This window comes from Microcystis sp. M_OC_Ca_00000000_C217Col (genome assembly GCF_007095585.1).
In the GTDB taxonomy this organism is placed as follows: domain Bacteria; phylum Cyanobacteriota; class Cyanobacteriia; order Cyanobacteriales; family Microcystaceae; genus Microcystis; species Microcystis panniformis.
Genome location: NZ_SFBV01000213.1, coordinates 1 through 11753, shown reverse-complemented (window position 1 = coordinate 11753; position 11753 = coordinate 1). Strand labels below are relative to the sequence as shown.

The 11753-nt window shown below is 44.8% G+C and carries 15 protein-coding genes and 1 pseudogene; 5 read left to right on the top strand and 11 right to left on the bottom strand.

Translation table 11 applies throughout. The annotated features are described in order from the left end of the window. The coding region (locus EWV66_RS12890) for a bluetail domain-containing putative surface protein (RefSeq protein ID WP_502706148.1) at positions 1-125 on the top strand (125 nt) is incomplete at its 5' end. A 177-nt stretch (positions 126-302) separates the two neighbouring features. Here EWV66_RS12890 and EWV66_RS12885 read toward each other — a convergent pair. Both EWV66_RS12885 and EWV66_RS12880 read right to left on the bottom strand, forming a co-directional pair. Continuing rightward, a complete protein-coding gene (locus EWV66_RS12885) occupies positions 303-572 on the bottom strand; it encodes a type II toxin-antitoxin system RelE/ParE family toxin (protein ID WP_230401259.1) in 270 nt (89 codons plus the stop codon). Positions 573-632: 60 nt separating this feature from the next. Next, positions 633-923, bottom strand: coding sequence for a type II toxin-antitoxin system Phd/YefM family antitoxin (locus tag EWV66_RS12880; protein WP_002746031.1), 291 nt, complete (start codon positions 921-923; stop codon positions 633-635). A gap of 76 nt (positions 924-999) precedes the next feature. Here EWV66_RS12880 and EWV66_RS24140 point away from each other — a divergent pair. Then, positions 1000-1104: pseudogene (locus tag EWV66_RS24140) on the top strand (bluetail domain-containing putative surface protein); the annotation flags it as partial. 336 nt (positions 1105-1440) lie between these two features. Then, positions 1441-1764, top strand: coding sequence for a HesB/IscA family protein (locus tag EWV66_RS12875; RefSeq protein WP_110578062.1), 324 nt, complete (start codon positions 1441-1443; stop codon positions 1762-1764). Here the strand turns inward: EWV66_RS12875 and mraY are convergent, their stop codons facing one another. Genes mraY through mutT form a run of 3 tightly spaced genes read right to left on the bottom strand, consistent with a single transcriptional unit; the run spans position 1765 to position 3560 of the window. Further along, positions 1765-2832 (bottom strand): phospho-N-acetylmuramoyl-pentapeptide-transferase, encoded by a 1068-nt coding sequence (gene mraY / locus EWV66_RS12870; RefSeq protein ID WP_287107321.1) that lies wholly within the window; start codon positions 2830-2832, stop codon positions 1765-1767. Positions 2833-2877: 45 nt separating this feature from the next. Further along, positions 2878-3141 carry a DUF3134 domain-containing protein gene (locus EWV66_RS12865; RefSeq protein ID WP_002760451.1) on the bottom strand — a complete coding sequence of 88 codons (264 nt, stop codon included), beginning with the start codon at positions 3139-3141 and terminating at the stop codon, positions 2878-2880. Continuing rightward, complete coding sequence (mutT, locus tag EWV66_RS12860) at positions 3138-3560, bottom strand: 8-oxo-dGTP diphosphatase MutT (protein ID WP_150976381.1); 423 nt, start codon at positions 3558-3560, stop codon at positions 3138-3140. The genes EWV66_RS12865 and mutT overlap by 4 nt, the downstream gene beginning before the upstream one ends. 103 nt (positions 3561-3663) lie before the next feature. On the opposite strand from mutT, the gene EWV66_RS12855 reads away from it, so the two are divergent. Beyond that, the gene (locus EWV66_RS12855) at positions 3664-3987 is read left to right on the top strand and encodes a 30S ribosomal protein PSRP-3 (RefSeq protein ID WP_002760450.1); all 324 of its coding nucleotides are present in this window, start codon (positions 3664-3666) and stop codon (positions 3985-3987) included. Between the two features lie 303 nt (positions 3988-4290). Here EWV66_RS12855 and atpC read toward each other — a convergent pair whose 3' ends face one another. Both atpC and atpD read right to left on the bottom strand, forming a co-directional pair. Beyond that, positions 4291-4707, bottom strand: coding sequence for an ATP synthase F1 subunit epsilon (gene atpC, locus EWV66_RS12850; RefSeq protein ID WP_002760449.1), 417 nt, complete (start codon positions 4705-4707; stop codon positions 4291-4293). Positions 4708-4781: 74 nt separating this feature from the next. After that, positions 4782-6230 (bottom strand): F0F1 ATP synthase subunit beta, encoded by a 1449-nt coding sequence (atpD, locus tag EWV66_RS12845; RefSeq protein ID WP_052278197.1) that lies wholly within the window; start codon positions 6228-6230, stop codon positions 4782-4784. A 953-nt stretch (positions 6231-7183) separates the two neighbouring features. Here atpD and EWV66_RS12840 point away from each other — a divergent pair. Then, positions 7184-7324: a hypothetical protein gene (locus EWV66_RS12840; protein ID WP_002760440.1), complete on the top strand. Its 141-nt coding sequence runs from the start codon at positions 7184-7186 to the stop codon at positions 7322-7324. A 153-nt stretch (positions 7325-7477) separates the two neighbouring features. Here EWV66_RS12840 and recQ read toward each other — a convergent pair whose 3' ends face one another. From recQ to EWV66_RS12820, 4 genes are all read right to left on the bottom strand, one after another. Continuing rightward, on the bottom strand, positions 7478-9589 hold the full coding sequence (gene recQ / locus EWV66_RS12835; protein WP_052278196.1) for a DNA helicase RecQ: 2112 nt from the start codon (positions 9587-9589) through the stop codon (positions 7478-7480). 108 nt (positions 9590-9697) lie between these two features. Continuing rightward, entirely contained in the window at positions 9698-10309 is a 612-nt protein-coding gene (locus EWV66_RS12830; RefSeq protein WP_002786558.1) for a DUF3318 domain-containing protein, read from the bottom strand. 96 nt (positions 10310-10405) lie between these two features. After that, the gene (locus tag EWV66_RS12825) at positions 10406-10528 is read right to left on the bottom strand and encodes a hypothetical protein (protein WP_260441373.1); all 123 of its coding nucleotides are present in this window, start codon (positions 10526-10528) and stop codon (positions 10406-10408) included. 58 nt (positions 10529-10586) lie between these two features. Beyond that, positions 10587-11753 (bottom strand): Ig-like domain-containing protein (locus EWV66_RS12820; RefSeq protein WP_287115980.1); only part of this gene is annotated, 1167 nt, incomplete at its 5' end.

The following is an 11753-nucleotide window of genomic DNA, read 5'->3' as shown; positions in this document are numbered from 1 at the left end:
ATCTCGTTATTAATGATAGCACGGCTGGCTTCCAATCCAGCAATGATTTATTAATAAATATCACCGGATTTACTGGTACTTTACCAGCTTTAGGGAACATTCCAGTGGGTAATTTCTTTGTTTAATTAATACCTTTTTTCTAAAGTAATGGCAGAGATGGTTAATTACCATCACCCACACCCCCTCTCCCTTTTTGGGAGAGGACAGTAAGATGTCTGCCACGAATAAATAAAAATGGTATAACCTTACCTATCAAAACTTTGCCGTCACAATTTAGGACAACAATGGTATGCCATGGGCCTCTACTCTTCTTCATCTTCTTGACTTGACAAAGGCTTTTGTGCAACGTGGCGCACGAAAAGAATCTGCACAATATCGCCAGTGATGGTAAAGAGAATTCTGTAGGCACTACGTCCCTTACCATAAATAAGTTGTCGGATTTCTTCCTCCAAGAAATTATTTTCAAAAGCAAGTGAACAACGGTAAGGCATTTGCTCTAGTGACAGAATTGCTTTGTACAATCCTTCTAGCCACAACCTCGCTTTTCGAGGAGAATCTTTACTGAACCACAGATAGGCTTTTTCAATTCCCTGTTGTGCTTGCTGGTTGTATGACCACTTGATACTTTTGGCTCATGGAGAACTGTCCAGCTTATCGAACAATTCAGAGAAGAATTCCTCTGCCTTCTTACCTTTGCCTTGCTTCATCTCTTCAAGACCACGCTTGACTCCTTTAAGCGTCTCAACCAATTCAGCAGCTTCAAGAAGTGTCTGATAGGATTCCGCATCTTGCACGACGAGTGCTGCTTTCCCATCAACCGTAAGCACCAAAGGGTCTTTGGTTTGTTTGAGATGCTCTAGGAACTGGGTCGTGTTTCGTTTAAACTCAGTTAGAGAATGAATGTCTTTTGAAAGGTTGAGCATTATCCTAGCAGATAAAACGCATTTAATTGTATGCTACCACAAATTAATTCCCCTGTGACAAATACCCGCTCCTCTCACGGCTGGCTTCCAATCCAGCAATGATTTATTAATAAATATCACCGGATTTACTGGTACTTTGCCAGCTTTAGGGAGCATTAATGTTAGTAGCTTCTTTATCTAAGTGTCTAAGCTCTCCTTCTAAGTCACCTAGAAAAAGGGTTTCTCGGAGAAACCCTTTTTCTGTGTTAAAAATTGTCAGCTACCCCCGCCATTTATTAGTTACATATTTCTTAAGTAGGTAGGCGTTAAAAGTTGTCATACACCCCCCTTATCAAGGGGGGCAGGGGGGACTAAGGGGGGATCGGCACCCCCCTTATCAAGGGGGGACTAAGGGGGGATCGAACCTAAAATCCATTTTTAATTTAATTATAACCAGCTACTTAACATAAAGTTTGACAACAACTGTGGTATAACTTCACAAGAACTTGATATTATTATTACAATAGTCTCAAAAACAATGATCGAATTAAGTCCCGCCGCCGCTAGAGAAATTGAACGTTGGAGTCAAAGCCGTCGTCTGACTGGTTCCTATCTGCGTTTGGCAGTAAAAAATGGTGGTTGTTCGGGACTTTACTACCATCTCGAATTAACCCCTATTGCGGCAGAAAACGATCGCTTTTATCAAAGTCAGGGTATTAATATTTTAGTCGATCCTGACAGCGATCGCTACCTACAAATTTTAAAATTAGACTATTCAGAAGATCTCATGGGTGGTGGTTTCCGTTTTACCAATGCCAACACCCAAAATACCTGCGGTTGTGGTCTTTCCTTTAGCGCTTAATTAACTGGTCCAAATAGCCAAGACAACTAAAAGCGCATTAACCAGATAAAAAGCTCCCACAATCTTCGTTTCCGTCCAACCACTTAATTCTAAATGATGATGAAAAGGAGCCATTTTTAATAATCTTTTGCCCTTGCCATCGGGTCCTTTTGTGGCTTTATAATAGATAACCTGAGCGATTACCGAAAGAGATTCCAGAAAGAACAGACCACTAATTAAAAATAATCCCCAGAGATGTCCAGTAATTAAACCCACTGCAGCTAAAGCACCTCCCAAAGCGAGGGAACCCGTATCACCCATGAACACTTTAGCGGGGTTGCGGTTATGAAAAATGAAGCCTAGACAAGCACCAGCAAAACAAGTGCAGAAAATCGCCAAATCTGGATGACTAGGAGCGATAATAATGGCTAAACCCAAAAAAGCGATCGCACCTGTTCCCCCCGCTAATCCATCCACCCCATCGGTGAGATTAGTGGCGTTACTTTCAGCCACAAGGACAAATCCCCCCAAAATCCAGAAGAAAAAGCCCAAAGGAATGACTAATCGACCCCAAAGGCCGATATCGGTACTCACCTGATTGAAGGACATCCAGAGACAAAAAAGCACCGCCCCCGCTATCTGTAAAATTAACTTCATCCGGGGAGATAGGCCTTTATTCGACTTATAACGCAGAATTTGCCAATCATCTAACCAACCGATACCCATGTAAGCAAAAGTCAGCAAAGCAACCGCCACCACATTAGGAGTGAATTTAGACCAGATTAAAGCGAAAATAAGGGCTACTGGCACAAAAAAGCTGCCTCCCATGGTCGGGGTTCCTGCTTTCTTTAAATGGGCCTGGGGTCCATCTTCGCGCATAATCTGACCCATTTTCAAGCGCCGCAGCATCGGTACTACTTGACAACCAAGACCAGCACTGATTAACGTTGTGGCCATCAGGGGGAGTAACAGGGAATTAGTGGACTGAAAAAAAACTACTAACAGAAATAGTAATCCCGTTAGTAGAATCAGGAGATGGGTTCCAGTGGGTTTTTTAAAGATAGGGGCGGAAAAAATGTTAGCGTTCACGACTAAAGCGTCAGATAAGGGTAAAATTTGCCAAAGAAGACGGGATTAATCTTCATCTAAGACTAATTCGTCCTCGTCGTCATCATAACCGATATCATCGACATCCATGAGTTCAGATAGTTCCACATCTTCTTCGAGAGTCAGATCCGGTTCGGCGATTTTATCCCGGGGAATCATGCGATTATTTTTTTCTAACCACTCAACAATGGAAGCGTCTTTTTTTAGGGGAATAACCGCGGCCGGTTCATAGCGTGGTTCTTGACGAATAGAAGGATTAAGCATAATTACTCGACGATTAGCAGCAATCATTTCGAGTTTACCATGTCTTTTAAGGCTCTGATAATCTCTTGATTGGCCGCGGGGAAAGTGTAATGATCTAGTTCCTCGATAGTTACCCAGCGGATTTCTTCACATTCGATCGCTCTTGCTTGGCCGCTGAGATAACGACAGTTATATACTTGTAGATTAACCCGAAAATGACTATAGGTGTGATCGATGGTGATTAAATGACTATCCACTGCGATTTCAATGCCAATTTCTTCTAATATCTCCCGTTTAATACATTCTTGTACCGTTTCATTGCCTTCGATTTTGCCACCGGGGAATTCCCAAAAACCGCCCAAGAGTCCCTTGGCTAGACGGCGATCGATTAAAATTAAATCTCGATCATCTCTAATTACGGCCACACCGATTTGTTTAGAAGCTAAAGAGTCTGTTTCGGGAATCATAGCGGTTATTAGCGAAAAAATCGGAAAAAATAGTTAAAAACTGACTGCGGAAAATTGAGTCAAAAGATGATATGATCGAGAATTGTACGATTAACGATTAACAATGACAGTCAGTTCCGAATCAAAGTTTATTTTAAAAGTATTGTGGTTAGATCAGAACGTAGCGATCGCTGTGGATCAGGTGGTCGGCAAAGGAACTAGCCCCCTCACCGCTTATTTTTTCTGGCCGCGCAATGATGCTTGGCAACAACTGCAAGAGGAGTTAGAAGCAAAACACTGGATTGATGAGTCCGATCGCGTCGATGTTCTCAACAAAGCCACAGAAGTAATTAATTTTTGGCAAGAGTTACGCAATCAAGGCCGACAAATCCCCATGGCCGATGCACAGTTAAAATTCCCCGAAGTTGTTTTTAGTGGTAGCAATTAATTTATAGCAGTTATCTTAATGGGGAGCGACAAAATCTCCAGTTTTAGGCAACGGAAAACAGGAAACTTTTTCAGTGATCACCGAGCAGTAGGAGAACAGCAACTTCTCAATAAGTAGGGAGGCACAATTATTTGTAGGATGGGTTAGCGGTAGCGTAACATAATCGGGCGTTGGGTTTCATGCTTCAACCCAACCTACTGATAACTGATCACTGATCACTGATCACTGATCACTGAAAAAGAATCGGGTAGGTTTATATAAACCCGCCCGATTTTGCTTTAATTTAATGTGATTTGGCTTGGTTTAAACCGATACTAAACCGCCTGCGGCCTGGTATCTAGCGCGTGCTTTGCGCCATGATTGTTGCGCTTGGATAGTTTTGCGACGGTCATCCCCTTTACTGACTTCATCGAGACGGGTTTGGGCCTGTTCGTATTCGGCGCGAGCTTTTTCTTTATCGATTTTTGAGCCTAATTCCGCCCCATTAACGAGGACTTTGATCTCATTATTTTCGACTTCGGCAAAACCGCCCAAAACCGCGATATTTTCCCAGTCTTTCCCCGGTCGAATTCGCATTACGCCAATATTCAGGGCAGTTAATAAAGGAGCGTGACCGCTAAGAATACCTAATTGTCCCGTGGAACTGGGTAGGATTACTTCTTCGGCCACGTTATCCCAGACAATGCGATCGGGTGTAATAACCCGTACTGTAATGCTCATTGGTGATAATAACGATAATTTTGGCAGATTTCTGGGTTTAGTAACCGCGTTTAGCGGTTACTACTGACTTTTAATTAGCCTTTTTTGAGTTTTGCGCCTTTAGCGATCGCTTCATCGATACTGCCGACCATATAGAACGCTTGTTCGGGTAAGCTATCGAGTTCACCTTTGAGGATCATCTGGAAGCCTTTGATCGTATCAGCGAGGGTAACGTATTTACCCGGGGAACCGGTGAAAACTTCCGCCACGAAGAAAGGTTGCGAGAGGAAACGCTCAATTTTGCGAGCGCGGTCAACGGTGAGACGATCTTCTTCCGATAATTCGTCTAAACCGAGAATAGCGATGATGTCCTGTAACTCTTTATAGCGTTGCAGGGTAGATTGGACGGCGCGAGCGGTGCCGTAGTGTTCATCACCGACGATATCAGCTTGGAGCATGGTGCTGGTGGAACCGAGGGGATCTACCGCCGGATAGATACCTTTGGAAGCCAGACCCCGGGATAGTACTGTTGTTCCGTCCAAGTGAGCGAAGGTAGTAGCGGGAGCGGGGTCAGTCAAGTCATCCGCGGGTACATAGACCGCTTGGATGGAAGTGATCGATCCCTCTTTGGTGGAGGTAATCCGCTCTTGCAGGTCGCCTACGTCAGTGCCGAGGGTGGGTTGGTATCCTACCGCAGAAGGCATCCGACCGAGGAGCGCCGATACTTCCGAACCGGCTTGCACGAAACGGAAGATATTATCAATAAATAAGAGTACGTCTTGCTTGTTGACATCGCGGAAGTATTCGGCCATGGTCAAAGCGGAGAGACCGACGCGCATTCTCGCTCCGGGGGGTTCGTTCATCTGACCGTAAACGAGGGCGATTTTCGATTCTTCGGGGTTATCAGCGTTGATTACCTTCGATTCGATCATCTCGTTGTAGAGGTCGTTTCCTTCGCGGGTTCTTTCACCCACACCGCCAAAAACCGAGACACCCCCGTGTTGAATGGCGATATTGTTGATTAATTCCATCATAATGACGGTTTTGCCCACACCAGCACCCCCAAAGAGGCCGATTTTGCCCCCTTGACGGTAGGGGGTGAGCAGGTCAATCACCTTGATACCGGTTTCAAAAACCGTCGGTGTTACTTCAAGATCGACTAATTTGGGAGCGGGACGGTGAATAGGAGAGGTTTCGGTGACGTTAACCGGTCCTTTTTCGTCCACGGGTTCACCAAGAACGTTAAAAATCCGACCGAGGGTGCATTTACCCACGGGAACGCTAATCGCCGCGCCAGTGTCCACGATATCCATACCGCGCACTAAACCATCGGTGGTACTCATGGCAACGGCCCGCACTTGGTTGTCACCGAGTAACTGTTGTACTTCACAAGTAACGGATAAATTTTGACCGGCGGAGTTAGTTCCTTTTACGGTTAAGGCATTATAAATACGGGGCAGGTTGCCACTGGGAAATTCGGCATCGATGACCGGACCGATGATCTGGACGATTTTACCAACGTTAGTTTCTGTTGTCGCTACCATTGTTTATGTCTACTCTGGGTTTTAGCTGATAACTCCCACAAGGGGAAAGTCTTAATTTTTTGTAAAATTAGCCAATACTCAGCTTATCACGCTAGGGGATCAGATCAGTTATCAGTCACCAGTGATCCGATTTGAGTTTTCCGAGTCTGAGCGGTGATCGGTATTAAATGGCAATTTTCTGCTTACTGGTTGCTGATCACCGATAAAAAGTAAGGCAGGCCTTAGCCTACCTTAAAACAAAGCGAGGTTGATCAACTTTGGGGATGCCGATGCGGATGCAGCGGATGGAATTGGTCTATTACCATATATTGTCGATTATAGCAAGGGTTTTGCTGGTTGCCTAGATTCAAATAAAAAATAATTCAAAGCTTGACCATAGATTTTAATCTATGTATTGAACCACAAGAACTATCTCCTGTCAAATTTTCAAGGGACAGCTTTAGATAGGGTTTATGGTAGGGGCGCAATGCCTAAGCACAATTAATTACACATCTAAGCCACTACTCCGTCAGACTTCTGCTGTGATCAGTAAACAGTGAACTGAAAACTCAAATCCGATCCCTAATAGCTGTATCCCGTCTCCCGTCTCGGAGTCTCCCGTCTCGGAGTCTCCCGTCTCGGAGTCTCCTGTCTCGGAGTCTCGACTAGGAAATTAATTTTCCACGACTACTTACAAAACTGAGATGCACTCCCTTCCCTCAACTGTCCGGGAGAATTGTGCTGTAAGATAAGTGGGTGGGTGGAATTAAATATAAGATGAACGTAGGTTGGGTTGAAGCATGAAACCCAACGCCTGATTATGTTATGCTACCGCTAACCCATCCTACAAATAATTTTGCCTCCCTACTTATCTTCAGTTTCAATTGTTTAGGCTCGCAATCCTAGATGAGAATAAATTTCGGTAGCTTTTGCGGCAATAGATCAATAATCTGAGGAAATTATCGGTTAATTATATGAATTCTGCTAAAATTATCGCCATTATCACGGGAGCGATTTCGATTTTAATCGCCGTTGCCTATTTAATCCTAGTTCAGATTCTTGACTTTCGTAGCGAGATGATTCCCGCTCCCCTAGAAGTTATTTTTCCCGGATGATAAAAATCGGGGTTTAAAATGTTTCAACCCCGAAAAAAAGCAATTTTTGAGCGGATTAACCCACTGGTTGTAATACTAAATCCGGTTATTAAAAACTGATTATCTATTATAGCTTTTAAAGTGGAGGGTTGCATCAAAAGAGTTGCTCTGGCCTTATTGCCGGGGTCGTCTTTGCCAAGCAACAACTAATTTAATTTCCTCATAACTATAATTATCTCCCAGATTTTCTTTGAGAGTTTTCAGGGATTGATCACCCACTTTTTTAATCGCTAAACGAATATATTCCTGTTTATTTTTAGAGACTAACTGATTAATATCAATTTCGTAACCCGCTTCCAGCAATTTAGCTAAATGTTCATAGATGGTTGAGACTTTTAAGCTTCTTTTGCGAGCGATTTCTTCCGCATTCAAACCATCTTGATAGTATTGGAGAGTGAGGAATTGAGTAGAGGGAAGACTATCCTGACAAAAATCATTAATTGCCGCTATAAATATATCACCATACTGCTGCACTTTGCTTTGTACTACTCCAGAAATTTGACGAAACTCCCCTAAACTCCGGGGTTTTGATTGAGCCATCAAACGCAGACTAGAATCATGAAAAATAACGTAGGGAGGAACCCCTTGACTATCGGCAATTTTTTTCCGCAGTTGTCGCAAGCGCTCGAATAATAAATCACTTTCCAGCGTATTGGGATTGTCGTCTCCCAAGATTTGACCGTTAGCTTTTTGGGGGACGGCAATAAACACGGAACGTTGTTTCCGCATCACTTCCCAACTGTTTTGATTAAGTTTCAAGATTCTAAAATTGTCTTCAGTTTCTACCAGTAGATTTTGCTGGACAAGGGAACGACTTAAACGTTTCCACTCCCCGACAGTTTTATCTTTACCGATGCCATAAGTAGATAATAAATGATGTTGATATTGGGTGATTCTTTCACCTTTTCCTCCCCTCAGCACGTTGATTATGTGCATCATACCGAATTTTTGTCCCGTCCGCGCCACACAGGATAAAAATTTTTGTGCCTCGATTGTCCAATCCTCGGAATTGTTACCATTCCGACAGTTATCACAGTTACCACAGTTACCTGAAAAACTTTCGCCAAAGTAGCCTAGTACACTCGATCTTCTGCATTCAGTCCCTTCGGCATAATCTAACACCTGTCGCAATTGTTGACGAGCTTTCTGTTGTTCATTTTGCTCGGTTTTTTGGTTAATAAAATACTCAATTTTTCTGGCATCTGCAAAGCTAAAAAAGAGGGTACATTTAGCCGGTTCTCCGTCCCTACCGGCGCGGCCCGATTCTTGATAATATCCCTCTAAATTGCGGGGTAAATCATAATGAACGACAAAGCGCACATCTGGTTTATTAATCCCCATACCGAAGGCAATTGTTGCCACCATAATCTGCACATCATCCCGAATAAAACGGGTTTGATTTTCGCTTCTTTCCCGATCATCCATACCGGCGTGATAGGGTAGGGCATCAATACCATCTTTTTGTAACTGTTCGGCAACTTTATCGACGGTTTTCCGGCTGATACAGTAAACTATTCCTGATCCTTTTTGTCCTTTAATATATTGATACAATTGCTGATAAGATTTACTGGTTTTAGATCGAACTTCATAATAAAGATTAGGACGATTAAAACTAGCAATATGAATGGAAGTATCTCGCAATCCTAATTGTTGGATAATATCTTCCCTAACCTGTTGGGTAGCGGTGGCAGTTAAAGCCAGAATTGGTGCAGAGGGAAAGCGTTGACGAACTTGTTTAATTTGTCGATATTCAGGGCGAAAATCATGACCCCAATCGGAGACACAGTGAGCTTCATCTACCGCTAAACAGGCTAAACCAAGGTAATTATCAATAACAGCTAAAAAATCTAAAAAACTAGGCGATAATAATCTTTCTGGCGCGACATATAACAGTTTAATTTTTCCTTGCAGGATTAAAGATTCTCTTTCTCTGACTTGTTTAGCATTTAAAGTGCTATTGAGAAATGTTGCCCCGATGCCATTATCAGCTAAAGCAGTTACTTGATCCTGCATTAAAGCAATTAGGGGAGAAACCACCACCGTCACCCCTTTTTTGATTAAAGCAGGTAGCTGAAAACAGAGAGATTTACCGCCTCCAGTGGGCATAATTACTAATAAATCCTGATTATTTAAAGCAGCCTCAATTATTTGGCGTTGATTCGGTCGAAATTGATCGTAGCCAAAGTGATATTTTAAGACTTTTTCTAAAGAGTCAATTGCAGCCATTGAGCAAGGGGAAAGATATTTTTATAGTAGTTATTTTAAGGTTAGGGATTTAAGTAGTCAGTGATCGGTAATCAGTAAAAAGAAAGCTGATAGCCAAAACAACTGACCCTAGGATTGTCTCACCTGATCGGGAACACCAACAAAGGAGAGATTGGCTAATTTTTTCAGATTTTGACAGCGCAATAACTCGTTAAAATTGAGACTCGATCGCCCTTCAATTTCAGCTATAGTCTCAATAGCCGATAATAAACTTTTAGCGGCCTCGGTTTCCGTGTAACCGCGTCTAACAGCCACTTTTAGGGCTGCTTCATCCGCATCTAATTCCCGTTGGGGGCTGCGTTTTTCCCGCCAAATCCGGTTAATTGCCAAGGCAGTTAAACCCCCCGCTACTGCCATACCGACGGCATCGGTTTGCAGGGTTTCCACGGTTAAACCGATCATACCAGCCAGAGCAATTACTCGATCGAGATCGGGTTTAAACCATTTTACTGCCGTTAAAACACAGACAGCCCTTAACAAGACTAAATCCCGTTGGGGTCTTGATAATTGCCGCCAGAGGTCAAAATTAATTGGAATCGGTCTGACTCCTCTTTGCCAGGGCAGGGGAAAATTAGTTTCGATTACCTTGGTGCTTTCGGGTTTGCTGACAATGCGCGTCATCATCCGTCCCGAAGCAGGCATGAGGTCTAGTAAATGACTAATCTCGTTGTCTTGGTTCATCGATCGCTGGTCAATAGTCTTCGATCATTGAGTATAATCGCTTTCTGAGTTAATATCTCTTTTCCGACAATTTTCTCAACGAAACCGCGCGAGTCCCTACCGTTCGGCTTTGAGGGGTTCGATGTCCCGAAAATCCCCAATAAATTCTACGGACTGGCTAAGGACTGGCTCAAAACCAGAGCCGGTAAGCAGGTGCAGAGCAGAAGAAGTTAAGAACATTCCCCGCAATAATGGCCAGCAGGGGCCGGAGAAATAAGGCGGGGAATGCCTGCTTGAGCTAGAGCGCCTGGAACAGCACTTTGGTGTCGGAGAGGGTGGGGGTGAGAGTTCCGGTCAACGTGACAATCGCCAACGGACTGAAGGTTGATCCCGCAGAGCCATCGGCATCGTAGGAGAGTACCCCGCCGCTGTAGGTGAGGTAACCGCCAGCAATTGCACCGGTGTAGGTTGTGGTTCCCAAAGCCCCGCTACCCAAGGCTGTGAAGGCGCTGGCACCGGTTATATCGAACACGATGGTGTCGTTGAAACCGGTGATCACATCCTGCTGGTCGTAGATGCTCAGAAACCGGAAGGTGTCGCCGCCGCCACCGGTGAGGGAATCGTTGCCGAACCCGCCGACGATGGTGTCAATACCATTACCACCATTGATGGTATCATTGCCAGATCCGCCGTAGATCAGATCAAAGCCGCCGAGTCCGATGATGTTGTCGTTGCCGGTGCCGCCGCTGATAATGTCGGCGCCGGTGCCGCCGTTGATGGTGTCATTGCCGTCGCCGCCATTGATGGTGTCGTTGCCGTCGATGCCGCTAAGGTTGTCGTTACCATTTGATCCAGTGATGAAATCCGCGCCAAGTGTACCTGAGCCAATCACACTGTCGCCTCCAGACGGCCCATCATTCGGGTCAGGACCGCCGCCCACGGTCAGGGCGATGTTGGCCGAATTGGCAACACCCTGGTTGCCAAGGATATCGAAATAGTCGTTGGACACCGCCACTGTTCCCGTTGGCGACTGGAAGTCAGTCGCGGTGAAGGTGGCGGTGTAGCTGCTGCCGCTGCCAGTGAAGTTGCTCAACACCCCGTTGGCTAGGGTGACATTACTGGCCGTGAAACTTACGGCTTCGCTGAACTGGAAGGTAACTGTAGTGCTAAAGTTCTGGCCAGTGAGCGGTGAGTTGTCGAAGGTGATGCCCACGGTCGGATTAAGTGTATCAATCGTCACCGTATCCGTACCCGCTCCACCATTGTTACCGACAAGATCACTGTAGCTATCGGCTGCCACGGACACCGAGCAAATGGTTTCCACCCCATCGTCGGCCGTGAAGATGGCCGTATAGCTGTTGCCATCCACCTGGGTGAAGTCGCTCAGGGTTCCGCCGCTGACGCTCACATCACCGTCGGCAAAACCGGTGACATCTTCGCTGAACTCAAAGGTAACGAGAGAACT